The following is a 24,389-nucleotide window of genomic DNA, read 5'->3' as shown; positions in this document are numbered from 1 at the left end:
CTGACCGCCCGAGCGATCAGGCCGAGATGGGTACTACCCGCGGGGAATGATCCCGGAGGCAAGCACGTTGGTCAGTGCCCGTGCTTCGTCGCGCAGATGGGTTCGCTTGCCCGCTGGGGCTTCATCGCGGACGATCCCCGCCCCGAGGCGAAGCCTGCGGGCACGCCGCCCGACGCGTTCCCTTACCGTGGGGAATTGGACCATGTCCTCGTCGGGCAGCCGCACGCGCTCAAGCCGCGGTTCCCAAAGTTCAGGGTTGCGGCCCTCCATCAGATCCCGGATCGCCTCTTCCGGGTTACGGGTGAACCACGTCAGCACAATGCCGTCGATGTCGAGGCACTTGCCGGTTTCCTGGTTCTCGAGCTTAATGGCCCAAAGTCGTCTGTTCTCACTTAGGTTGGCATTCTGACCACGCACGCGGCTGGTCATTGCGGCGGAACGTTTCTTACCGTTTCCATACAGTCCGTGCATCGAATGTCTCCTCTCGTGTGTGCGCCGGGCCTGCGGGCTTCCGGCTCCCTTATGACGACAGAGGAGGTCGTGTTTAGCAACAGTTAAATCACGTCAAAGTCGATCGTGATTATAGAAAATTATTCTCCCGGCGAGGGGCGCGGCATGTCGATTGCAGCTATCGGGTCCGCAACGTGTTGCAAATCGGCCAAGGTCAGCGATTCGATCATCAGGTTGTAGGTGGAGTAAAAATCCTCGAAGACGGCCCTCACACGGCATGTTTCCTCGTCCGTGCAGTCCTCACATCGCTGGTAGGCGCGCCGCGAGAGGCAGGGAAGAGGTGCGAGCGGGCCGTCTATCAAACGCAAGACTTCTGCAAGCGAGATGGTTTTCGCTTCCTTGATGAGTTCGTAGCCGCCATTGCGCCCCCGCCGGCTCCCGATAAGACCCGCGCGCTTCAGATCAAGCAGGATGTGTTCGAGAAACCGCTTCGGTGCCCCGGAACGCTTCGCAATCTGTTCGATCCGGAGCGCCGTCTCCGATTCGCCGCGAGCGTCCGCGAGGGTCATCAGGGCTTTGAGCGCGTACTTTGTCTTTTGGGTAATCATAGTGTGAGGGTACCGCTCAAATAGACGACTAACAATATCGAATTAATCAGGAAATTCGAGTTTGCGCCGCACCTTTGTCACCCGGCTATAATCACGATCAAATCTATAGACATTATCATGAAATATGCCATGCTTGTGAAACGTTAAGCAACGATGGCGGATTACATGAAGCTCGATCAGATCGATCTCAAGATCCTGAATCTGCTGCAGCATGATGCGACAATCCCATTGGCGCAGATTGCTGACCGGGTTGGGCTTTCCCAGACTCCATGCTGGAAAAGGATCCAGAAGCATGAGGAGGCCGGCGTGATCAGCGCACGTGTGGCGCTGCTGGAACCGTATGCGCTTGGGCTTTCGCTGACCGCCTTCGTGATGGTTGAAGCTCTCGAGCACACTACAGAATGGCGCGCAAATCTTCTTGCGGCTGCTGAAAAGCTCGAGCCCATCAGGGACGTCTATCGCCTCGCAGGCAATTTCGACTTCATGTTCCGGGTAGTCGTGGCGGACATGGCGGCGTTCGATAGGCTCTACGAGGAACTCACTGCCAACGTTCGATTCCGACGTGTAAACTCGGTGTTTGCACTTGAAAGGATCAAGGTAACAACCACCCTCCCAATAACCGAGCTGCCGCCGCGGCAGAGCAATGTATGAACCGCCGGCACTGGCGGGCAAGCCAACGACTTGGCGGACGCCGCGATTGCCTGCACGAGCCAAGCCTCGACAGAATTCTGATGCTGAAAAGAGGCTCGCGAAACGCCGCGTTTTTCCGGATCAAGATGTCGATGGTTTACAGGCGGAGAAGGGTGGCTCCCAGTTCCTTTCCCTCCCCTGGCCGGTCGACTGAGCTAAGTCCGGGCTTCTGAGCGCTTCCAGAGCCGGCGCAGGATCATGGCAATCAGCGGCACGGTCCAGACCAGGATCGTGAGGCCGCCCAGCATCGCGGAGGCCGGACGGTCAAAAAATCCGACGACGCTTCCACCAGACTTGATCATCGTCGCCATGAAATTGTCCTCCAGCATCGGTCCGATGACGATGCCCAGAATCGCCGGAGCGATCGGCACGCCATTTTCCTCCATCAAGAACGCAACGATCCCAAGCACCAGCATGATGGCAATGCCGAAGACGCTGTTTGTTATGGCGAAAGAGCCGACTATGCAGAACAGCAGGATTACCGGCATGAGCAAACTTGGCGGGGTCAGCACCACGTATCGGGCGCCACGGATCGCGAGATAGCCGAGCACCAAGAGCAGCAGGTTGGCCACGAAGAAGGTCAGGAAAATGGCGTAGGTCAAGTTGGCCTGTTCGATGAAAACCATCGGTCCGGGGGTGATCCCCTTCATGAACAGCACCCCGATGGCGATGGCCGTCACCGAATCTCCGGGAATTCCGAACACCAGAGCCGGAATCCAGGTGCCGCCGAGTGCGGCATTGTTCGACGCACCCGCCGCGGCGAGACCCTCGTCATGTCCCGTGCCGAACTTCTCGGGAGTGCGCGAGAAGCTCTTGGCGATGGCATAGGAAACCCAGGCAGCAATGTCCGAGCCCGCGCCGGGCAGGATACCGATGACGGTTCCTATCAGGCTTCCGCGCGTCAGGTTGCCCTTGTTATCGAGCATCATCTTGCCCTGGCCGCCATAGACCGAGGATTCGGATTTCGGGATGGTCCTGGTATCGTCCTGCTTGGCCATGGCGAAGCGCAGGATCTCGGTCATGGCAAACATGCCTATCATCGCCGGGATGAAACTGATCCCGCTCATCAGGTCGACCGATCCGTAGGTGAAGCGCGGGTAGCCGCTGGTCACGTCGAGGCCAATGGTGGCAATGAAGAGGCCGATCAGCAGGGATATCAGCCCCTTGACCGGCGAGCCGCGTGAGACGACGACGGCGCAACTGAGCCCGAGGCAGGCCAGCCAGAAATACTCGACAGTGCTGAACTGGAATGCGAACTCGGCCAGGAACGGGGCGCCGGTGGTCAGGATGATCGCGCCCACCAACCCGCCGAATACCGAGCTCACAAGACCGATGCCAAGCGCGCGTTCACCCTGTCCGCGCAGGGTCATCTGATAGGCGTCGTCCACATAGGCAGCCGAGGCAGGCGTTCCGGGGATGCGCAGCATCGCGCCGGGAATGTCGCCGGCGAAGATCGCCATGGTGACAACGCTGACGATGGAAGCGATCGCCGGCAGCGGGTCCATGAAGAAGGTGAGAGGCACGAGCAGGGCCGTGGCCATGGTGGCGGAAAGCCCCGGAATAGCGCCCACAAACAGGCCGAAGACTGATGCGGCGAGGATGACCCCAAAGACCGACGGGTCAAGGACCATTGGTACAGCGTTGATGAGGTTTTCCAATGCGCTCTCCTCGCGGGCCTACCAGGCGACGGGTTGCAGGACGCCCCAGGGAAGGGGCACGAGAAAGACCTTGCTGAAAAGCGTGTGGATCGCCAGCGAGGCCGTCACCGCCACCAGACCGGCGGTGAGCAGATCCACCCGCAAGGACAGCAGGAATGCCAGCAGCACCACAATGCTGAGCACCGGGAATCCGACCACGTCAAGAAACGGCAAGAAGATCGCCGTTCCCACCAGCACGGTAGCGACCCGGATCAACCGGCGCGGGTCGGTGATCCATTCGCCCGGTTCGGCCAGTTTGGACCGCTGGGCCGCGACGAGATCCTTCACGATCAGGATGATCGCGCAGCCTGCGAGGCCAATGCCGACGATCGTCGGCAGTAGGCCGGAGCCGATGGATTGTCCGGGGATCGTTGGAAAGCTGCTCGCCTGAATTAGGATGGCCGTAGCGAAAACCAACAGGAAGCAGCCCATGAGGCGGTCACTGATCTTCATGATCCCTCCAGCGGAAACTCTCGCGCGCGTCGACGACCCACCGGGGGACAGACGCGGTCTCCGACAGAACCGTTCCGACCCCCGTCGTCTGCGGGCTGACGCGTTGTTTGGCGCACCGTCACCAGGGACCGGTGCGCCGCACTGCTTAATTCGTGAGGCCTGCGGCTTCCATCACGCTACCGTTCGCAGCGTCCGCCTCGGCCATGAATTCACCATATGCCGGTCCGTCGAGCCAGACCTTGGTAAAGCCGCGCTCCTCCATGAAGGCCGTGAACTCTTCGGAGTTGTAGGCAGCCTCGAGGGCGGCCGACAGCTTGGCGACCACGTCATCGGGCAGACCCGCCGGTCCGGCCACACCACGCCAAGTCGAGACCGTCAGGTCGACGTCGGTCTCCGATGCCACGGTGGGCACCTCCGGCGCGCCGGGCAACGGCTCTTCGCTCATCACGGCAAGGGTCTTCACTCTGCCGGCGGAAATCAGCGATGCCGCTTCGGGATACGAACAGGACACGATGTCGACCCCGCCCGAGACCAAATCCTGCAGCCCGGCGGCTGACCCATCCGAAGGAACCCACGGCACGGCATCGGCACCGAGACCGGATTCTGCCAGCAGGCCGGCCATGGCGAGATGCCAGATTCCACCCTGGCCTGTACCGGAGGAGGTCATCTCGCCCGGATTGGCTTCGGCTGCCTCAAGAAAGCCCGAGATGCTATCGAACTCGGAATCCGCACTCACGTGGAACGCCGCGGGGTCGGCATTGAAGAGCCCGATCGGCGTGTAAGCCGTATGGTCCAGGTCAGTCAGGCCCGCGTGATGCATCATGGCGATCTCGACGGTCACGGTGCCGATCGTGTATCCATCGGGACTTGCCGTGGCGATGGCCGAGTGGCCGACGACGCCGGACCCGCCGTCGCGGTTGACCACATTCAGCGGAACACCCAGTTCCTGCTTCATCAAGCCAGCCAGCATGCGGCTGGTGGCATCGGTGCCGCCGCCCGCGCCCCAGGGCACAATCCAGGTGATCGGCCGCTCGGGGTATTCTGCCCGGGCAGCATCGGCGAACAGTCCGGTTCCGGCGGCAAAAGCGGCAGCCCCGAAGCCAAGAGTAAGAATGTTACGAAACATGAGTGTCCTCCCACAGATTGGTTTTCAACATGGACGATCGGCGCAGGTCTTGTCCACTGTCCAAGTTTGCATGCCACCCCATACCGCGCATTTTGCTCGTCCTAGTCGCGACATGGATTGCTGCCGTCATGCAGCAACGTCCTCACTGCGAATACGCGGTGAGGATTGGCCCTTCCGCAGTTAGGCCCGGAGGAATCCTCCGACCATACGACTTGGATGATCGGTCCATCGGACTTCTACCAGTTCATATTGACCGCGGCATTCAACGGGCCTTCGGGGTGGTTTGGAGAGTGATCACTCGCTCTCTCGCCACCCTCATCGCAGCGCAAGGCGCGGCATTCCCGCCGCCGATCACGGCGACGTGCCGCCCCCTTCGCTGGCTCTCCCCTTTTCAGATCTCGTCCAGAGTGCGATCTCGTTCGCGCAACGCCCGCACCCGCACCCGCTGGGCCATTTCGATATGCGCGCGCATGGCAGCTTCCGCCAATCCCCCGTCTCGGGCCCGGATCGCCTCCAGAACGCCGTAATGCTCTTCCACCGCCTTCTCGGCGCGCTCGGCTTCGGTCAGCGTCGTCGGGCCGAGGATCATCAGCGCCTTGTGCAAGCTGGCCATGGAGCGCGCGAGGAACCGGTTCTTCGCGGCATCGAGCAGCGCACCGTGGAACTGGCGATTGAGTACGAAGGCTTCCGGCGTGTTGCCTCGCCGCTCGAGCTCGATGTTCATTGCGAAAAGTTCCTCGATCTCGATATCCGAGGCCGCGCGCGCCGCGAGCCGGGCCGCCGTGCCCTCGAGCACCGCCCGCATTTCATAGAGCTCCATCACCTCGGCATAGTCGAGGCTGCGTACCGTCGCGCCCTGGCGCGGCACATGGGTGACGATGCCGTCAGCCTCAAGCTGGCGGATCGCCTCCCGGATCGGCGTACGGCTCACGCCCAGACGTTCGGCAAGCTCCGTTTCACGCAACCTGTCGCCGGGGTTGAGCCTACCCGCGCGCACCTCCTCCAGAAGGCGCTGGTAGGCGACATTCCCCTGCGGAGCTGCTGACGTCTGGCCCTCGTCATCCATGCGCGCCCTCATAATCCTTGCATATTGCATCCAAATGGATACTTGTGCACGCAATACTGGTCAATACCGATTGGGAGCCCGACTTGTCCGCCATTTTCAGCCGCCTATCGCTCCCGGCGCGCCGTGCACTCACTCTGCTTCTCGCGGCCGCCGGCACCTTTCTGTTCTGGCTCCTGAATCTTCCGCTGCCGTTCCTCTTTGGGCCAATGGCCTTCTGTCTCTTCGCGGCGCTTGCGCGGGCGCCCATCGTCGGGTTCGGACCGGTTTCGGTGGGGGCTCGGACGATTCTCGGCGTCGCGGTCGGCGCCACGGTCACACCCGAACTCTTCGCCCAACTGCCCCGCATGGCAGCCTCGGTTGCGCTCATCCCGCTGTTCATCGCTTTGATCGGACTGGTCGGCGTCCCGTTCTTCCGCCGCATCTGGGGGTTCGACCCGATCACCTCCTACTACGCGGCCATGCCGGGCGGACTGCAGGACATGGTGATCTTCGGCACCGAGGCCGGCGGCAACCCCCGCGCACTGTCACTGATCCATGCGACACGAGTGCTGATCATTGTCACGCTCGCCCCGCTCATCCTCACCCACGCCTATGGTGCGGCACTCACCAACCCGATCGGCGCCCCCGCCACCGAGATCCCGATGCACGAACTTGTGCTGATGGCCATCGCCGCTCTGGTGGGTTGGAAGTGCGGCGAGCGGATCGGCCTCTTCGGCGCTTCCATACTCGGACCGATGATCGTGACGGCTGCGCTTTCGCTCTCTGGTCTCGTTCACAGCCGCCCGCCTGCAGAAGCGATCCTTGCGGCACAGTTCTTCCTCGGCTGCGGGATCGGGGTGAACTTCCTTGGCGTCACCTGGGCCGAGTTGCGCCGGATCGTTGCCGCGGGCGTCGCCTATGTCATTCTGCTGGCGGCGCTCGCCGCGGGCTTTACGGCGCTCGTCACCGGGCTCGACCTCGGCAATCCGGTCGGGGCCTTTCTCGCCTTCGCCCCGGGCGGTCAGGCGGAGATGACCGTGCTCGCCATCGTCACGGGCGCGGATCTCGGCTACGTCATCACCCACCACCTCACCCGCATCGTGCTGGTGATCATCGGCGCGCCCCTTGTGGCCGGAGCTATCCGTCGCGCCAGACTTCGGGGTTGATCATGTGGAGCGGCGCGCCTTCGGCATAGGCCGCAACCTGCTCGAAGATGTCGCTGAACTGCAGATCGAACTCGTCCTCGGTGACGAACCCGATATGCGGCGTTGCGATGAGCCGCGGATGCGACAGGAATGGATCGGTCGGATCGGTCATCGGTTCGGTGTCGAAGACGTCGATGGCCGCCATTCCGGGCCGTCCTGCTTCGAGCGCCGCCAGTAGCGCACCGGGTGCAATCAGCCCGGCCCTGGAGGTATTCACGAAAACCGCCCCCGGCTGCATCGCCGCAAAATCCTCAGCCGTGACGATCCCCCGCGTCTCGGGCTTGAGCCGGACATGGATCGAGACCACGTCGCTTTCGGCAAAGAACGCCTCCCGGCTCGATGCCACGATCTGGCCATCGGCCTCTGCGCGGGCCCTCCCCGTCTCCGAACTCCACCAGACGACCTTCATCCCGAACGCGCGGGCATAATCCGCCACCGCGCCCCCGATCCGACCGTAGCCGTAGAGTCCGAGCGTGCGTCCGCGCAGCGACTTGCCGACCCCCATCTGCCAATTACCCGCCTTGGTGGAGGCCATCTGCTGCGGGATCTGCCGCATCGCCGAGAGAATGAGCCCGAAGGTCAGCTCCGCCGCCGCAAAGGACGGCGTGCCGGAATGCATGTTGGAACACAGCAGCACGCCATGATCGGTGCAGGCGGCCACGTCCACATGGGGATAAACGCTACGCTGCGAAATGAGACGCAGGTTCGGGAGCCGCTGGAGCAACCCGCGCGTGATCCGGGTGCGCTCCCGGAAGAGCACCACCGCCTCGGCCTCCCACAGCCGCTCGGACAGAACCGCCTCGTCCTCGACGTGATCGGTCCAGACCGTCACATCATGACCGTCGAGCCGCGAGAAACAGGGCAGCCCCCGCAACGTATCGAACCAATCGTCGAGGATATGAACCTTCATCGACCTCTCACTCCCTGCCCTCTCTCGCCTGCACGACCAACTTCAAGCAGCCAGAAGGCAGGTACTTTTCTAGTTGCCAACCCACGAGGAAATACAAAAATCCGCCGAGCACAAGCCCGCTTCCCGAAGCGGCATCGACGAGCCCTGCTCCTTGCAACAGGCGAGCAGCGACACAGCGATCGGGTTGCCAGCCGGCCGGGATGCGGGATCGGCCGCGACCTTATGTCGCTTGAGATGCATCCGCACGTCACGCTCAGACCCGCCCGCAATTGGCCGGCAGGTCCGGCTCAGCTGCACCGTTCGGCCGGACCGCTCAGGAGCACTCTGCCTCGAGGAAACTGCGGGCCTGGGTCGCGGACTCGAAGATGTGCGTGCGCGCGTCGGGAAAGACGCGGCCGAGCTTCATCCGCATGAAAGCCGAACCGGAATAGCGTGAAACGATCCGGTAGTAGCGCCCGGTCAGATCCTCGACCATACGAGCCCAATCCGCTTCGAGCGTCTCGTCGATCTTGAAGCCGTCATAGTTGACAATCACATCGACCCGCCGGCCGAGCGGCGCGCAGATTTCGGTGACAAGCTCCTGCACGCGCAGGACATCCTCGTGCGAACGTATCCGCATCTTCTCGAAATTGATGAAGAGCTGACCGGTTTCCCGGTCAAGCGCGATCCGGTCGGGCAGGTCCAGATGCAGAAGCTCGGTACGCAGGTCCATTTCCGTTTCGCGGAAGATGCGGGCATCCATCGTGACCACCTCGTCGATGATCGGCCGCACAGCCATCAATGAGAGAATATCGCGGTCCAGATCGATCCCCGGCGCAATCTCGGTCAGCTTCAGCCCCTTTTCGGTCAACTGGAACACGCATCGCTCCGTGACATAGAGCACCGGCCGTCCGAGCCGGGCAGCACGAGCGCCGGAGAAGGTGATCTGCTCGACCTGCTCGAGAAACTTTGGCGCGCGGCCCTCCCGCCGGATCTCGACCGCACCGTTCGAAACCGCCACCTCGATCCCTCGCGCAGTGAACGTCCCGGCGAAGACAAGCGCGCGGGCGTTCTGCGAAATGTTGATGAAGCCCCCTGCACCGGCGAGCCGCGGCCCGAACCGCGAGACATTCACGTTGCCGACCCCATCGGCCTGAGCAAGCCCGAGGCAGGCCATGTCTAGCCCGCCGCCATCGTAGAAATCGAACTGGTTGTTCTGCGGGATGACCGCATCCGTATTGACCGCGGCTCCAAAATCGAGACCCGAAGCCGGCTGTCCACCGATCACGCCCGGCTCCGCGGTCAGGGTCAGATGCTCAAGCAACCCCTCCTCCGCGGCCACCGCGGCCACGCCTTCCGGCATCCCGATCCCGAGATTGACCACGCCGTTGACCGGCAATTCGAACGCGCAGCGCCGGGCGATCACCTTGCGCGCATCAAGCGGCATCGGAGGGATCTCACCCGAGGGCGTGCGGATCCGGTTGGTGAAGCCCTGGCTGAATGCAGTGCCATAGGTCTGCAGATGGTTCTCGGGCTTCGCCACCACCACCGCATCCACCAGAACCGCCGGAATATGCACGTCGCGCGCCGGCAGCGTGCGGGATTTGGCGATCCGCTCGACCTGCACCAGAACGACACCGCCCGCGTTCTTGACCGCCATCGCCTGCGCGAGGTTGTCGATGGTCAGCGCCTCGCGTTCCATCGTGATGTTGCCCGCCTCGTCGGCGGTGGTGCCCCGCAGCAATGCCACACTGAGCGGCCGGGCCGGATAGAACAGAACCTCCTCGCCGCCGATCGTCATCACTTCGACCTGAGGTTCGGTCGAGATGTCGTTGATTGCCCCGCCACCAAGGCGCGGATCGACGAAGGTCTCGAGGCCCACCTTCGAAAGCATCCCCGGCTTGCCCGCCGCGATGTCGCGGTAAAGCTGGCTGATGCAGCCCTGTGGCAGGTTCCAGCCCTCGATCTTTCCCGCCACGGCCAGGGCCGCCACCTTCGGGATCAACCCCCAGTGCCCGCCGATCACACGCTTGAGCAGCCCCTCGTGCCCCAGGCGGTTCAGGCCCCGCTCCTTGCCATCGCCCTGCCCGGCGGCAAAGACGAGCGACAGGCCGCGGGGATGTCCGATCTCGAGAAAGCGTGCCTCGATGGCCGCCAAGAGCTCGTCGGGCACGCCGATGCCGACAAAACCCGAGGTCGTGATCGTATCGCCATCCTTCACCAGGGCCGCCGCATCCGCCGCAGAAACGATCTTGTTACCCATCAAATCCTCCCTCCTTCAGACCACCGGCCGCTCTCCGTCCGCCGATGCCGTTCAGCCTATCATGCCCTTGGCCCCTTGGCGCGAAAAGACGCCGGCCGGGGCGGCAAGCAGCGGCCGTTATACCCCTACAGCCGAGCGCGGCCTCCGGTTCCCGGCAAACCTCGCCTGTCCGGCCGGCTTGCGCATTCCGCGAACACGCGTTTGTCGCAGAAGGCACATGTATCGGGGTCGATACTCTCGACGGCACTGGAAATGGCCGATCCCTTGTTCATGAAGAACCGGTCCTCACCGAGGAAAGCCGCCAGACCCAGTTTCCGCAAACGCTTGGCCAGGGGCGGGTAGTGGCAGACGACGAAGAGATCCCCTCCCGCAGCCCGCCGCCTCTTCGCCTCGATCTCCAGAAGTTCGACACCCGAAAGGTCCACGTCCCCGACACCGTGCAGGATGAGGACAAGATTGACCTGATCGGCACGGTCCCGCGCCAGCGCCCGGAACCGGGCATTGACCGTATCGACGGACCCGAAGAAGAGCGGCCCGTCGAGCCGCAGGATCAGCGTGGCCGGGCATTCCGGTAGGCCGAAGATCTCTGCGTTGCGGATCGTGCGGTGATTTCCAGAGATGTCCGGCGCACCCACGGCCAGAACCGGGTTGGCGCTCTTGTTGAGAAAGACCGCGAGCGACGCAATGACCCCGACATAGATTGCAAGCTCCAGGTTGACCACAAGACCGACGAGAAAGGTCAGCCCCGCAATCACGCTCTCCGTCCGGCTGGTCCGGAGAAGATGCCGGATCTCCGCCATGTCGATGAGCTTGTAGGCAACATATAGAATGAGCCCGGCAATCGCCGCGATGGGAACGAGGCTCACGAAGGGCCGAAAGAGGGCCACCAGCGCCACGAGGAACAGGGCGGCCGAGATTGCCGCAAGCGGGGTCGTGGCACCGGATTCGAGGTTCACCCCGCTGCGTGTGAACGAGCCGGAGGCGGGATAGCACTGAAACATGGAGCCCACGAGGTTCGACAGCCCCTGCCCCACAACTTCCTTGTTGGCCGAAAAGTCCTCGCGCGTCTTGTGGGCCATGCTACGGCCGATCGCGATGGCTTCAAGAAGCCCGATGAGCGAGATGGCAAAGGCGCTTTCCAGCATTTCCGCCCAGTCGCCCTGTCCTAAGGACGGGAAGGCGAAAGTCGGATAGGCCGAGGGGAGCGAGCCGACATAGGCCAGATCGCTGGCACGATCGCCCATGAGTTGCGCAACACACGTGCCCGCGGCAATGGCGATCAGAAAGCCCGGCCAGCGCGGCAGGTAGCGGCGAAACAGCACCACGGTGACCAGCGTCACGGCAGCGGCCGTGACCGCAGCACCGCTCGTCTCGGACAATCCGCCAAGAACGACAGCCAGTCGATCCAGAATGCCATGCGCATGGGCTTTCGGCAGGCCAAGCGCCGGGGCAAGCTGGCTTACGCCGATAAGGATTGCGGCAGCGGCGGTGAAACCGATCATCACGGAATGGGACACGAACCCCGCAAGGCGCCCCGCGCGCGCCAGCGCGAAAAAAAGCTGGATGACGCCCACGAGGAAAGCCAGCAGGATCGCGCCCTGGACGAACTCCGGCGAGCCCGGCTCCATCTGACCGGCGAGCGCGCTGAACACCACGGCGGAAATCGCCGTCGTCGGCCCCGATACCATGACCAGCGACGAGCCGAAGAGAGCCGCGACAACCGGCGGCACCATGGCGGTGTAGATCCCGTATTCCGGGGGCAGACCGGCGATGGCGGCAAAGGCAACGGCCTGCGGCAGCACGATCGCCGCCCCTGTCAGCCCGGCAAGAATATCCGATCGAATGCTATTCGGCGTGGCCGTGCCGAGCCAGTCCGGCTTGGTGAGGGCGGCAAGACTGCTCATCTCCTTGGTTCCTGAGATCCCGGCATCTCACCCCCATTTCCCGATCATGATGCCTGAGGTGTCCTCGTCGCGCCGGAGTGCGCGCACACCTTCATCGGTCATCGTCACCCGGTTCTTGCGGGATGTCAGCCGGTCAAGGAGACGGGCATGCATCTCCTGCCGTACCCCTTCGAAGCCCGGCGCACGGCCCAGGTCCTCGAACTCGTCGGGATCGTTTTCCAGGTCGAAAAGCTGCGGCGGGAAATGCCGGAAATGGACGTATTTCCACCGTTCCGTGCGCAGCATGTAGCCGCGCGCCTCGGACTCGCCCACACCCACGGTCTCGCGGGCCGCATAAAAGGCATAGTCGATCTCGGAAAAGACCGCATCGCGCCAGTCACCAGGCATTTCGCCATGCAGAAGCGGCATCAGCGAGCGGCCCTCCAGCCGATGCTCGGCGGATGGCGCGCCCGTGGCTTCGAGGAAGGTCGGCACCAGGTCGATCGCCTCGACCAGCGCATCGCAAACCGTCCCGCGGGTCGCGTCGGCTTCCGCACGCGGATCGAAGATGATGAGCGGCACGCGCACCGATTGCTCGTGAAAGAGCTCCTTCTCTCCCAGCCAGTGATCCCCGAGATAGTCGCCGTGATCGGAGGTCAGCACGATCATCGTTTCGCGGTCCTTGCCGGTTTCCGCAAGCCAGTCGAAGAGCCGCCCGAGATGGTCGTCGATCTGCTTGATCAGCCCCATGTAGGCGGGCAGCACCGTCTCGCGCGTGCCCTGCGCCGAGAAGACCTCGCTCACCTCCATCTTCATGAAGGCCTCGAAGACCGGGTTCGGATCCCGCCGCTCGGCCTCGCTGCGCACGACCGGCAGGAATGTCTCCGGACCATACATGTCGTGATAGGGCGCGGGCGCCATGTAGGGCCAGTGCGGCTTGATGTAGCTCAGGTGGCAGAGCCAGGGCGTATCGCCGCTATCGGCGATGAATTCCTTCGCCCGCATGGTCATGTAGGCGGTTTCGGAATGCTCCTCGCGGACGCGCGCGGGCAGGTTCGAATTCTTCAGGTGCCAGCCCGAAAGGATCTCGCCGTCCGGACCCTCGGCCGCATTGGCGTAGTCGTTCCAGGGGTTTTCACCCGCGTAGCCCTTCTCCCGAAGCCAGTCGTTGTAGCGCAGCATCCCGCCCTTGTTGCGCAGGAGCGGCGTCGGATGCAGCCCGTCGTCGCGCTCGTAGGGGTCGAAACCGGGCTGGCTGATCATCATGCCAAGCTCGGTCGTGGGGTTGAGGCCCAGACGCGCCATGCCGTCGCGATCCGGGATCATGTGGGTCTTGCCCACGACAGCCGTGCGCACCCCCAAGGGCCGCAGGTAATCCCCCAGCGTCAGTTCGCCCACCGGCAGCGGCACCCGGTTCCAGGTGGCACCGTGGCTGAAGACCGTGCGGCCGGTATAGCACGAGGCTCGCGAGGGCCCGCAGACGGGCGACTGCACATAGGCCCGGTCGAAGCGCACTCCCCGCTTTGCCAGCTTGTCGATATTGGGGGTGTGCAGGTGCGGATGCCCATAGCAGCTCAGGTAGTCCCAGCGCAGCTGATCGGCCATGATGAAGAGGATGTTCTTGATCTTTTTCATGATGTCTACCTCATGAGGCCGGGGAGAAAGGTCGCGATCTGCGGCAGGATCAGCACGAGGATGAGCCCGGTCAGAAGGGCAATGATATAGGGAACCACACCGCGGAAGATCGCACCGAGCTTCACATTCGGCAGGACGGATTTCACCACGAAGACATTCATCCCGATGGGCGGGGTGATCAGGCCGATTTCCGAAACCAGCACCACGAGAATGCCGAACCAGATCATGTCGACACCGTTTATCGTGAGGGCGGGCAGAAAGACGGGCACCAGCAGCACGAGAATGCCGATCGCCTCGAAGACCATTCCCATCAGGATCGCGATGGCGCAGACGAACAGAACAAGCTGAAAGGGCGACAGCCCCCAGGAATCCACCATATCCAATAGGTCGTAAGGCAGACCCGACAGGTTGATGAACTGCGAGAACACGATCGCACCGAGCAGCACAATGAAGATCGTCGCGGTTGTGGTGGTCGCATCCACGAGACACGCCCGCCATTCGGAAAACGTGCGCAGATGCCCTCGCAGAACCGCGATCACCGCTGCGCCGAAGGAGCCGATGCCCGCCGCTTCCGTCGCGGTGAAGGCACCGGTGTAGATGCCGCCCAGCACGAGGAGAAACAGGATCAGGACCGGCATGGTGCCCCGGATTGCCTCCTTGCGCCGCGCAGGGTCGAGCGGAGGGGCCTCAGGTGCTGCCAGCGGATTGCGCCTGACCGTGATGCCGACCGCGATCATGAAGAGCGTGACCAGCAGCAATCCGGGCAGGATGCCGGCGATGAAGAGCAGGCCGATATCCTGTTCGGCAATGAGCCCGTAGATCACCAGCGGCACAGAGGGCGGGATCATGATGCCGAGCGTTCCCCCGGCCGCAATCGTCCCGGACGCGAGCCTGTCAGAATACTTGTAGTCCTGCATCGGGGGCATGGCGACCTTCGCCATGGTCGCGGCGGTGGCCAGGGTCGAGCCGCAGACCGCGGAGAAGCCACCGGCCGCCAGAACCGTCGCCAGCGCCAGGCCGCCCCGCATCTTGCCAAGCGCGGAATAGGCCGCATCGTAGAGATCCTGGCTTATCCGGGCGTGTACGATGAAGACACCCATGAGAATGAAGAGCGGGATGACGCTGAGGTTGTAGTTCATGCTGTCGTGCATGACCTGCTGCCCGACCATCGCCAGCGACGCGTCGAGACCCCGCAGCAGGGCAAAGCCCACGAAGCCGACGATGAGAGTGGCAAACCCGACGCGAAACCCGAGGAAACAGAGAAGCAGAAGCACCGCGAAACCGGTGAGAGCGATAAACATCACACGTCCTCCAGATGATGCGCGTCGGGCCGGCCTGCACCCGTCACCAGCCCGAGCACCTGGCTGACGACACTGAGCGCGGCAAGCACGGCAACCGTTCCGGTGATCCAGGCCATGGGCCATTCCAGAACGATGGTCCTTGCCCCCGAATGGGCCGCCTCGAGCGATTGTTCGAAAAGAACGTAGACGATCAGGCACATGGCAAGGATCGAGAAGCCCTGCACCAGGGCATCGTAGAGCCGCGGCGCCCGTGCGCGCACGCTCGTGTCGAAGAGCTCGACAACGATATGCTTGTCACGCGCATTGGCGATCCCCAGTCCCATGAAGATCACCAGGGCCAGCATTGTGCTGATCATCTCGGAGGCCCCGAAGATGGGTGCCCCCAGAATGTAGCGGCCAACCACATCGACGAATGTCAGCAGCATCATCGCCGCGAGGACGATACCGGAGAGGATTTCAAGCACCTGAATAATGCGATCGAGGATGCTGCGGGCCATGTCGGGTCCCCCTGTTCGGCTCAGTTGCCGGAGGTGCCGAGCTGGGACCTGTAGAAGTCCAGCGCAGCCGCTCCGTCTATACCTGCGGCTTCGGCCCGCTCGAGCCAGCCTTCGGTCACGAAACCGGACGCCTCTGTCAGCGCGGCCTCGAAGGCCGGATCCGCTTCGACCACCTCGATACCGGCATCGCCATAGGCCGCCTCGGCAGCCTCCGCAGCCGCGTTCCAGGCTGCCCCGAACGCCGCGCCGAGCACGTCCCCGGAAACGCCCATGATCGCTTCCTGATCCTCTGGCGAGATCTCGTCCCACTTGTCGCGGTTGGCAAAGACCGAAAAGGATGCGGCGTAAAGCGCTCCGCTGAACCGCGTGGTCGAGTCGGTATAGGGCATGAGCTGAAAGCTCTGGACAGCCTGCGGATCGAGCCCCAGATGCCCGTCGACAACCCCGCGGGAGATGATCTCGTTGGCCTGCACCGCCGGCCCCGAGACAACGCCCGACCCCAGCGTCTTCGCGATCTCGGCAAGCGGTCCGGGCAGCACCCACATCTTGCGCCCGGAAAGCTCGTCCATGGAATTGATCGGCTCGTCGGTCTGGCTGTAGAGTTCACCCGGCGAGATGACGAATTGCGAAAGCAGCTGAACCGTGTCGAACTCCTCGGCGAAATACTCCCGGTTCGTGGCCCAGAGCGCCTTCGACATCGCCTCGGCATCGTGATTGCCCACGAAGGGCAGCATGGCTACATGCGGTCCCACGACCGCATCGCCGAAGAGTCCGTTGAACATCACGGCCACATCCGCAATCCCGCGCTCGATCGCGGCAAGCTGTTCCGGCGGCGGGGAGACGGATTTCGGCGGGATGATCCCGGTGACACGGCCTTCGGTCACCCGTTCGATCTCCTCGATCCAGTTGGGCAGCACTTCCGCGCAGGCGAAATGGCTCGACGGCCAGAAGCAGTTGACCAGAAGCCGGGTCTTGGCCTGGGCCCCCGTCGCGGATACCGCGAAGGCAAGCGATGCAAGCACCATTCGTTTCGTCATGATCTTTTCCTCCACTGAACGGCCGATTTTTATGGCGACCCTTGTTTTCTTGTGTCCAGGCGCGGCTCCGCGCCCGGTCCATTCGTCAGGCGCACAGATCTCCCTCTGCCAGCCTCCTCTTGCACGGTCCCGGCGAGAAACGTAGCAGCTATTTCGATGCCTCCTCGCCCTGTCCCGCCCCGAACCTTCAGAACCCGACGCGGTCGCCGCCCTTGAGCGCAAGCATCTCCCGCGCCTCGTCGGGGGTCGCCACCTCACAGCCGAGATCCTCGACGATGCGGCGGATCTTGGCGACCTGCTGGGCGTTGCTCTCCGCCAGCTTGCCCCGGCTGATGAAGAGGCTGTCCTCGAGCCCCACGCGCACGTTGCCGCCCATCTGGCTCGCCGTGGTCGCAAGTGTCATCTGGGAGCCGCCCGCCCCCAGCACCGACCAGTGATAGTCCTTGCCGAACAGACGGTCCGCCGTGCGCTTCATGAAGATCAGGTTGTCGATCTCCGGCCCGATTCCGCCCAGAATGCCAAAGATGAACTGGATGAAGATCGGCGCCTTGAAGAGCCCGATATCCATACAGAACTTCAGGTTGTAGAGGTGCCCAACATCGTAGCACTCGTGCTCGAACTTGATGTCGTGGGGCGCGAGTTGGTTGGCCGCGTTCTCGATATCGGCGAAGGTGTTGCGGAAGATATAGGTATCGGAATTCTCGATATAGTCCTTCTCCCAATCGAACTTGAACTCACCATAGCGCTTGGCCAGCGGATGGAAGGAGAAATTCATCGACCCCATGTTCATGGAGCACATCTCGGGCGAGAACCGCAGCGCGGGCGCAATCCGCTCATCGATGGTGTTCTTCAGGCTCCCGCCGGTCGAGATGTTGATCACCGCATCCGTGGACTGCTTGATCCGGGGCAGGAAGGCCGCGAACTTCTCGGGATCGATGGAGACCGCGCCGTTCTCCGGGTTGCGTGCGTGCAGATGCAGGACCGACGCGCCCGCCTCCGCCGCCGCGACGGCCTGGGCAGCGATGTCGTCGGCCGTATAGGGCAACGCATCGGACATGGTCGGCGTATGAATGGCTCCCGTGATCGCACAGGTGATGACGGTTTTCTGACGTGCCATGGTATGGCTCCCTTCAAGCACGCCCCGGCGGATCGCCTGATCGGGCGGCGGCAAGTGAAATCTCGTTGGATGGCCGCCCCTTGCGGCCTGGGGCCTCCTCCCCTGAGAGGCGTGGGGGAGGAGAAGCTTGCGGCCGGGTTCAGTCGTCCCGCCTGCGCCGGTGACGCACTGTAACCCCGATCAGCGTGACCACGGCATAGGCACACATCACGCCCATCACCATGTACATCCAGCTTGCCTCAAGCCCCATTGGTGCCTCCTTCGACTGCGGTTGGCTCACCACGACGGGCCCGCCAGGACAGAACCGCGCCGATGATCATCACCAGGTAGACGATGAGGGCGGTCTGGATGAAAAGGGTCCAGAAAAGCATGGGTTTCGTCCTTTCGATCAGACGGTTGCGGCATAGGCCGCGACAGGTGCGGCGGGCTTGCGAAAGAGGCCCGGCTTTCCCGGCAGAATTGCGGTCAGCACCGAACCGAGCGCGAGTGCGACAGCGAGGCAGGGATAGACATTCGGCAATCCCTCGAAGCCAAGCGATGCGGGCAGCGTGGTGAAGCTCCAAGCGGAGTTCACGGCCCAGGTCACGGCCATTGTGATGACCGCCGCCGAGGAGGAGCGCTTCCAGAACAGACCGAAGATGATCAGCCAGAAGACCGGCGTCATCCAGGCAAACAGCCAGTTGATGGCCGAGACGATCGGCGGCAGGTAGGAGGCCACCAGAAAGGCGCCGACCCCGAGGATCACGATCATGATCCGCGTCACGAACCGCTCTTCCACCTCGCCCGCGTTCGGATTGAAGAAGTTCTTGTAGATGTCGATCGTGAAGATGGTCGCGGGCGCCATCACGGCCATGGCGAAGCTCGAGAGCACGGCCGCCAGCAGCGACGCCATGAGCCAGGCCACGAGCCACCCCGGCAGACTGTTGAGCAGCATGGTCGGGGCCGCGAGTTTCGGACCGAGTTCGTTGAACGCCGGGTCCGCCTTCGCCGCAAGGCCGATGGCGCAGACGAAAACCGCGAAGAGCCCGTTGAGCGGCACGGCGATCCAAAGCGTCTTGCGGATCGTGTTCTCGCTCTTCGCCGCGAGCGCCGGTTGCAACAGCTGCTGGCTGATCGACTGGCAGAAGGTCGTCGAGAGCACGATGCCGAGCGCGAAGGTGAAGAGCATCTCCGGCGTGCCGAAGAGCGACAGCATCTCCGCCTGCTCCTGGTCGATATAGAAGTTGGAGACCCGCTCCCAGCCGCCGTCCGGCAGCGCGCCGGTGATGTAGACCATGGTCAGGATCAGACCCACATACATGATGGCGCAATTGACGAGATTGACCCAGCCGATCTCCTTCATCCCCGCGAGGATCACGTAGAGGATGCCGAGAACCCCTCCGATGATCGCGCCCTGCTGGATCGAGAGGCCGGTCACGGTCGCGAAGACGATCCCGATCCCCTGGCTTTCCAGCGTCAGGATGCCCCAGATCAGCCCGGCCATCACACAGCCGACCATGAGCCGCGGCACCTCGCCGAAGATCAGCGAGATGAACTCGGGCATGGACGTCACCTGTGCCCGGCGCGCCCAGATCGCGGTGGTGGTGATGGTGACGACCAGAAGCACGGCATGGGCGATGCCGAACCAGATGGCGTTGGCTCCAATGAACCATGTCATCTCGAAGATGCCGAAGATATGCGGCGTTCCGAGAACGGTCAGCGCCAGCGTGACGGCAACCACGGCAACCGGCAGGTCGCGGTTCGAGAGCAGGAACCCGCCCTCTTCCTGATTGCACTTCTCCTTGCGGGCGAAGTAGAGGCCAAGGCCCAGGATCAGCACGATCTCATAGGCCAGCACGGCAACGAGTATTCCCCAGTTCACAGGTCATTCCTCCCGATGTTGCGTTGGATCAGGCCCCTCCCGTTGACCGGGAGTGAGCAGTCTTTTGCGAGGTCAGCCCTCGAGGATGCCTTCGAGCTTGCGCAGGTGGGTTGCGACGCGGTTGCGAACCTCGTCCGCCTCCGCATTGGTCCACTTCCGAAAACCTTCGCCTGATTTCATGCCGAGCTTTCCCTGCGCGACGAGCGCTTCGAGATAGGGCGACGGACCCTTGCGGTCCTCGAGATCGGCCAGCACGGTGCGGTGAATGTCGAGGGTCAGATCGGTTCCGACGAGATCGGCATTCTCCAGCGGTCCCAGCACCGACAACCGCCGCCCGAAACAGGACTTGATGACCGTATCGACAGAGACCGCATCGCAGATCCCCCGCTCCACGAGGCTGATCGCCTCGCGCCACAGCGCATGCTGGAGCCGGTTGCCAATGAAGCCCGGCACATCCTTCTCGACCATGACAGGCGTCTTGCCCGCTCCGGCGAGCAGCTCCATCATGTCATTCGCAGCCGCGTCATCCGTCCATTCCGTGCGAATGACCTCCACCAGCGGGATCATGTGCGGCGGGTTCCACCAGTGGGTGCCCAGCGCCCTGCCCCTCAGCTTGAGATCACGCATGATGTCGGTGATCGGCATCACGGACGTGTTGGATGCGAGAATGCAGGTCTCGGGCGCATGGGCCTCGACCTCGGCGAAGATCGCCTGCTTGAGCGCCAGCTTCTCGGGTGCGGCCTCGAAGACCACTTCCGCCTCGGCCACCGCCGCCTGCGTGCTGTCCGCCACGCCGACGCGGGCGAGGATCGGCCCGGTCTCCGGCTCGGAACCCCCCATGGCCAGCAGCGAGGCATGGATGCGGTCCTTCACCGAGGCCCGCGCCTCCGGGAAGGGATCGGTGATCGTGACGCTCGCCCCGGCCCGGGCCAGGACCAGCGCAATGCCGTGTCCCATGAGGCCAGCGCCCAGAACGGCAATCCTGCGGTCGGTTGCGCTCATCGCTCAGCCCGCCGTGTAGCCGCCGTCGGCATAGAGGATATGCCCGGTGTAGAAATCCGACGCTTTTGAAGCGAGGAAGAGCAAGGGCCCCGCCAGGTCCTCCGGCTCGCCAAGACGCCCCTTCGGGACACGGGTCAGGAACCCGTCACGAACCTTTTGCGCCTCTTCGGTGTCCTCGAACATCCAGGCCGTGAGCGGCGAGCGGAAGACCGTGGGCGCAATGGCGTTTACCGTGATGCCCTGTGCGCCGAGCTCGCAGCCCAGCGCCTTGGTGATCCCGTCCACCGCGGCTTTCGACGCGCAATAGGCGGTGTAGCCAGCCGGATGGCCGAGAAGCCCGCGCGCCGAGGAGACGAGCACGATCTTGCCGCCTGCGCCTTGCGCCTTCATCACCCGCGTCGCGGCGCGCGCCAGCATCCAGCTCTGCGTCACGTTTGCGTCCATCACCCCGGTGAAGCTCTCCACCGGCATCTCGTCGATCTTGGCGACCTTGTTCATGCCGGAGGCCACGACCAGGATATCGAGCGACCCGAAGGCCGCCACGGCCTTCTCGACCATCGCCTCGCAGGCCGCTTCATCCGAGGGGCGGGCATTCACTTCAACCACCTCTGCGCCGGCGTCTCGACACTCCGACGCGATCTCGCCCAGCGCATCGGCGGACCCGGCGGAAAGCACCAGCCTGCACCCGGCACCCGCAAGGATACGGGCGGCAACCATGCCGAAGGCGCCGGAGGCCCCGGTGATCAGCGCGACCTTTCCTGCCACGTCGAACATCTCTTTGGGATCGGTTATCGCCATCACTTTGCCTCCGGGGGATAGGGAATGACCACGAGCATGGTGCAGACGTGGTTGGACTTGTTCTCGATCCGGCGCACCTCGTGGGGCGGGATCGTGCAGCTGTCGTATTTGCGCAGGACGGTCTCGGCGCCATCGACTTCGACGGTCATCTCGCCCTCGAGCACCACATAGACCTTCTCCACCGGAGTGGCGTCCGGCCCGGCGCCACCGCCCGGCAGAAACTGGCTGAGCCCGATCCACTGGTTCGTCGGACCGCCCTCCTCGAAGCCCTGGAGCCGCAGCCCCACGCAACCGCAATGGTTCGGGGCGTCATAGGGCCGTGCGTCCTCAAATTGCTTGGCGAACACAAAATCACTCCCTGTTGAGGCCGGGCCTTCTGCGGACCGGTCCATTTATGTCTGGTCGCGCCGCGGAGACCGATGGGCCTCCGCGACAGCGGGAAGAAAAAAACCGGCGCCGTCAGGGGGGGAGAAATGACGGCGCCGCCGGATCAGAAGCTTTCGCCGGCCTCGATCCGATAGGACTGGGTCTTGTCGATCATTGCCACCAGGCGGATGATGCAACCGTCACCGCGGTCCCAGTTCCAGGGGAAGAACGCGAAGGTGCAGCGCTTTCCTGTTACCGCGTCGAGATCGCCTCCCACGTTCTCGATGCCCAGAATGCCGTTCTTGAACAGGATGTTGTGCACGGGCTCCCAATCGGGGAAGTCATCCTTCCAGTCACGACCGCCGGACCATTCCTTGTATTCGTCGGCCAGGTGCGGAAGCAGCGGACCGTTGCGCTGGGGTCCGATCGCGGTGGCGAGCGGGTGGTCGTTGGCCTGGGTGTCGTGGCCCACCACCTTGATGCCCTTCTCCACCATCCACTCGCCGGCGGAGGCGACGAAACCGGGGCAATAGGCGAAATAGTCGCCGTCCTCGTAGTCGTGGTGCCAGCCGGTATTGACGATCAGAACGTCGCCCTTGCGGATCGCATGGCCGCAGGCCTTCTCCAGGTCTTCGCCGGTGATCGGCTCCCACTTCTTCTTCGGGATGGAGACAACGAGACCGGAGCCAAAGAAATGCGGCAGCGGAACCTCGTCGATGAAGGGCGTGCCCTGAACCACATGGGCCGGCGCATCGATATGGGTGGTCGCGTGCATCGTGGTGGTGATGCGCTGGCTCAGAACACCCGACTTCGCCATGTAATGGATGCGCTCGATCTTGGTGTCCTGGAAATAGGGCCAGTTGGGGTTCTGGAAGCCGAAACGATGGCTGAGATTGTAGAATTCAATCCCCATGTCGTTGTCGGTGTTGCCCTGGAAATCGATCCCACGGATGGTGACCATGATGGAGAAGCTCCTCTAGTTTGCAGTCAGTTCGGGACAAACCTCTCTCCGCCGCGGCGGAGACGGTTCATTCGGATTTTCAGTGATGGAGGGCCGGGATCAGGCCTTTACGGCCGCTGGTCCGATGGCAGCGTCGCGGCGTGCCTGGAAGCATCCGTTCCCGCGGCTCTCGGGCAATCCGGTCTGTAAGGACTTCGGTGAACTCTCGTGCCGCCAGCGCGGTCGCGTTGCGTCTTGTTCATCCATTTTCTCGGGCCGGTCCGGTTTTCCGGTTGTGGCCCCCTCCCTGTGTATTTGTTCATCTAACGATACACTTGAACCACAATGCGGTCAACAACTGTCTTACAATACGACCTTGCTGTATCGCATTGTGGGCATTATACATGGTCTCGCCGATTTAGCCGAAAGAACGAAACAAGAGGCAGAAGAGTTAGATGGTTGAGGAAAATGGCAAAAACGAACGCTCCGGCATTCAGGTCATTGCCCGCGCAGCGGACATCCTGAGGGCGTTGAAGGAGGAGCGCAGCGGCCTCAGCCTCGGACAGATCGCAACACGGGTCGAACTGCCCCGCTCCACGGTACAGCGAATCGTGGGCGCGCTCATCGCCGAGCGATTCCTGCTCCAGGACCCGAAGGGGGGCGGCATACGGCTCGGCCCCGAGCTTGGCGCCTTCGCGGAAGCGGCCAATTTCGACGTGGTCGAGCGCTGCCGGACGATCCTCACGGAGATCACCCAGGCCACCGGCGAAACCAGTGACCTCGCCGCCCTGCGGAATGGCAACATGGTGTTTCTGGATCAGGTGCCGGGCATTCACCGCCTTCGCACGGTGTCCTCCGTGGGCGAGGTATTTCCGCTCACGACCACGGCCAACGGACGCGCCTCGCTCGCGCTGATGGCCGAGGATCGCGCCGCCCAGCTGATCGAGCAGGAGGCAGGCGAAACCATGTCCGGAGAAGATCTGAAGGCCCTGCACGCAAAGCTGGCAGAAATCAGGAAATCCGGGCTGGCCTACGACAATGACGAGCATACACCGGGCATTTCCGCCGCAGGCTTCGCGTTCCGCGACCTCAGCGGAAATATCTACGCCATCTCCGTCCCGGCCCCGACTTTCCGCTTCCAACAGGTGAGAAAACGGCTCGAAGACGCCCTGCTTCATGCCAGCAAACGCGTTTCACGAGAGTTCTCCTTCGTGGAGTAAGCGGGGCCTGCCCCGCCGTCATTTCGCGGTCGGCAGTGCCAGTGCCCGGCGTCCGAGCCGTGAAGCCGACGGGCATTTACCCTGTCAGTCCCGCCTTTACGGCGTTTCCCGACCCTGGTCCAAACGAGGGTACGCAGCGCACCCGCGCGCCAGGCCCCCTCGCACATGCAAACACAGTAAAACTTGGACTCTGCAACAAGTCGAACTGACAAACGCCGCGCCGCAACATGCGCTTCCTCTAGCACACCGGAAAGTATTTCCCAGTCTCGTTAACTATAAATCTCTCGAAACCGTTAACCACTGGTA

At 63.1% G+C, this 24,389-nt stretch carries 23 protein-coding genes; 3 read left to right on the top strand and 20 right to left on the bottom strand.

The window, feature by feature from the left end; translation table 11 throughout:
- Positions 1–33: 33 nt before the first annotated feature.
- Positions 34–471 carry a hypothetical protein gene (locus ACP15W_RS05515; RefSeq protein WP_424931854.1) on the bottom strand — a complete coding sequence of 146 codons (438 nt, stop codon included), beginning with the start codon at positions 469–471 and terminating at the stop codon, positions 34–36.
- Between the two features lie 119 nt (positions 472–590).
- Positions 591–1,058: an RrF2 family transcriptional regulator gene (locus tag ACP15W_RS05510; protein WP_424931853.1), complete on the bottom strand. Its 468-nt coding sequence runs from the start codon at positions 1,056–1,058 to the stop codon at positions 591–593.
- A 165-nt stretch (positions 1,059–1,223) separates the two neighbouring features.
- Here ACP15W_RS05510 and ACP15W_RS05505 point away from each other — a divergent pair, with 165 nt between their 5' ends.
- Positions 1,224–1,709 (top strand): Lrp/AsnC family transcriptional regulator, encoded by a 486-nt coding sequence (locus ACP15W_RS05505; protein WP_424931852.1) that lies wholly within the window; start codon positions 1,224–1,226, stop codon positions 1,707–1,709.
- Positions 1,710–1,903: 194 nt separating this feature from the next.
- Here ACP15W_RS05505 and ACP15W_RS05500 read toward each other — a convergent pair whose 3' ends face one another.
- From ACP15W_RS05500 to ACP15W_RS05485, 4 genes are all read right to left on the bottom strand, one after another.
- Complete coding sequence (locus ACP15W_RS05500) at positions 1,904–3,406, bottom strand: tripartite tricarboxylate transporter permease (RefSeq protein WP_424931851.1); 1,503 nt, start codon at positions 3,404–3,406, stop codon at positions 1,904–1,906.
- Positions 3,407–3,424: 18 nt separating this feature from the next.
- A complete protein-coding gene (locus ACP15W_RS05495) occupies positions 3,425–3,898 on the bottom strand; it encodes a tripartite tricarboxylate transporter TctB family protein (RefSeq protein ID WP_424931850.1) in 474 nt (157 codons plus the stop codon).
- Between the two features lie 145 nt (positions 3,899–4,043).
- On the bottom strand, positions 4,044–5,024 hold the full coding sequence (locus tag ACP15W_RS05490; protein WP_424931849.1) for a tripartite tricarboxylate transporter substrate binding protein: 981 nt from the start codon (positions 5,022–5,024) through the stop codon (positions 4,044–4,046).
- Positions 5,025–5,415: 391 nt separating this feature from the next.
- On the bottom strand, positions 5,416–6,090 hold the full coding sequence (locus tag ACP15W_RS05485) for a GntR family transcriptional regulator (RefSeq protein ID WP_424931848.1): 675 nt from the start codon (positions 6,088–6,090) through the stop codon (positions 5,416–5,418).
- Between the two features lie 92 nt (positions 6,091–6,182).
- Here ACP15W_RS05485 and ACP15W_RS05480 point away from each other — a divergent pair, with 92 nt between their 5' ends.
- Positions 6,183–7,235 carry an AbrB family transcriptional regulator gene (locus tag ACP15W_RS05480; protein WP_424932282.1) on the top strand — a complete coding sequence of 351 codons (1,053 nt, stop codon included), beginning with the start codon at positions 6,183–6,185 and terminating at the stop codon, positions 7,233–7,235.
- On the opposite strand, the gene ACP15W_RS05475 is transcribed toward ACP15W_RS05480, so the two are convergent.
- The 14 genes from ACP15W_RS05475 to ACP15W_RS05410 form a co-directional block, all read right to left on the bottom strand.
- Complete coding sequence (locus tag ACP15W_RS05475; RefSeq protein WP_424931847.1) at positions 7,207–8,184, bottom strand: D-2-hydroxyacid dehydrogenase family protein; 978 nt, start codon at positions 8,182–8,184, stop codon at positions 7,207–7,209. The genes ACP15W_RS05480 and ACP15W_RS05475 overlap by 29 nt on opposite strands.
- A 313-nt stretch (positions 8,185–8,497) precedes the next feature.
- Positions 8,498–10,426, bottom strand: coding sequence for an acyl CoA:acetate/3-ketoacid CoA transferase (locus ACP15W_RS05470; protein ID WP_424931846.1), 1,929 nt, complete (start codon positions 10,424–10,426; stop codon positions 8,498–8,500).
- Positions 10,427–10,551: 125 nt separating this feature from the next.
- On the bottom strand, positions 10,552–12,330 hold the full coding sequence (locus ACP15W_RS05465) for a SulP family inorganic anion transporter (protein ID WP_424931845.1): 1,779 nt from the start codon (positions 12,328–12,330) through the stop codon (positions 10,552–10,554).
- Between the two features lie 27 nt (positions 12,331–12,357).
- Positions 12,358–13,944, bottom strand: coding sequence for an alkaline phosphatase family protein (locus ACP15W_RS05460; RefSeq protein ID WP_424931844.1), 1,587 nt, complete (start codon positions 13,942–13,944; stop codon positions 12,358–12,360).
- A 5-nt stretch (positions 13,945–13,949) separates the two neighbouring features.
- A complete protein-coding gene (locus ACP15W_RS05455; RefSeq protein ID WP_424931843.1) occupies positions 13,950–15,245 on the bottom strand; it encodes a TRAP transporter large permease in 1,296 nt (431 codons plus the stop codon).
- A complete protein-coding gene (locus ACP15W_RS05450) occupies positions 15,245–15,742 on the bottom strand; it encodes a TRAP transporter small permease (RefSeq protein WP_424931842.1) in 498 nt (165 codons plus the stop codon). Before ACP15W_RS05450 ends, ACP15W_RS05455 begins: the two co-directional genes overlap by 1 nt.
- A 20-nt stretch (positions 15,743–15,762) precedes the next feature.
- Positions 15,763–16,779: a hypothetical protein gene (locus ACP15W_RS05445; RefSeq protein WP_424931841.1), complete on the bottom strand. Its 1,017-nt coding sequence runs from the start codon at positions 16,777–16,779 to the stop codon at positions 15,763–15,765.
- 187 nt (positions 16,780–16,966) lie between these two features.
- Positions 16,967–17,896 carry a 3-keto-5-aminohexanoate cleavage protein gene (locus tag ACP15W_RS05440; RefSeq protein ID WP_424931840.1) on the bottom strand — a complete coding sequence of 310 codons (930 nt, stop codon included), beginning with the start codon at positions 17,894–17,896 and terminating at the stop codon, positions 16,967–16,969.
- Between the two features lie 239 nt (positions 17,897–18,135).
- Positions 18,136–18,267: a hypothetical protein gene (locus tag ACP15W_RS05435; protein WP_424931839.1), complete on the bottom strand. Its 132-nt coding sequence runs from the start codon at positions 18,265–18,267 to the stop codon at positions 18,136–18,138.
- 17 nt (positions 18,268–18,284) lie between these two features.
- Positions 18,285–19,757: a sodium:solute symporter family protein gene (locus ACP15W_RS05430; RefSeq protein WP_424931838.1), complete on the bottom strand. Its 1,473-nt coding sequence runs from the start codon at positions 19,755–19,757 to the stop codon at positions 18,285–18,287.
- 72 nt (positions 19,758–19,829) lie between these two features.
- Positions 19,830–20,759: a 3-hydroxyacyl-CoA dehydrogenase family protein gene (locus tag ACP15W_RS05425; RefSeq protein ID WP_424931837.1), complete on the bottom strand. Its 930-nt coding sequence runs from the start codon at positions 20,757–20,759 to the stop codon at positions 19,830–19,832.
- Between the two features lie 3 nt (positions 20,760–20,762).
- A complete protein-coding gene (locus ACP15W_RS05420; protein WP_424931836.1) occupies positions 20,763–21,557 on the bottom strand; it encodes an SDR family NAD(P)-dependent oxidoreductase in 795 nt (264 codons plus the stop codon).
- The gene (locus tag ACP15W_RS05415; RefSeq protein WP_424931835.1) at positions 21,557–21,904 is read right to left on the bottom strand and encodes a cupin domain-containing protein; all 348 of its coding nucleotides are present in this window, start codon (positions 21,902–21,904) and stop codon (positions 21,557–21,559) included. The genes ACP15W_RS05420 and ACP15W_RS05415 overlap by 1 nt, the downstream gene beginning before the upstream one ends.
- Before the next feature lie 143 nt (positions 21,905–22,047).
- Positions 22,048–22,884, bottom strand: a complete 837-nt coding sequence (locus ACP15W_RS05410) for a cyclase family protein (RefSeq protein ID WP_424931834.1) — start codon at positions 22,882–22,884, stop codon at positions 22,048–22,050.
- 434 nt (positions 22,885–23,318) lie between these two features.
- On the opposite strand from ACP15W_RS05410, the gene ACP15W_RS05405 reads away from it, so the two are divergent.
- Complete coding sequence (locus tag ACP15W_RS05405) at positions 23,319–24,083, top strand: IclR family transcriptional regulator (protein ID WP_424931833.1); 765 nt, start codon at positions 23,319–23,321, stop codon at positions 24,081–24,083.
- The last annotated feature ends 306 nt before the right edge of the window (positions 24,084–24,389 follow it).

This window comes from Amaricoccus macauensis, from assembly GCF_049800915.1.
Classification (GTDB): Bacteria; Pseudomonadota; Alphaproteobacteria; order Rhodobacterales; family Rhodobacteraceae; genus Amaricoccus; species Amaricoccus macauensis_A.
The sequence above is the reverse complement of the archived record's forward strand: the minus strand, read 5'-3'. Positions and strand labels throughout refer to the sequence as shown.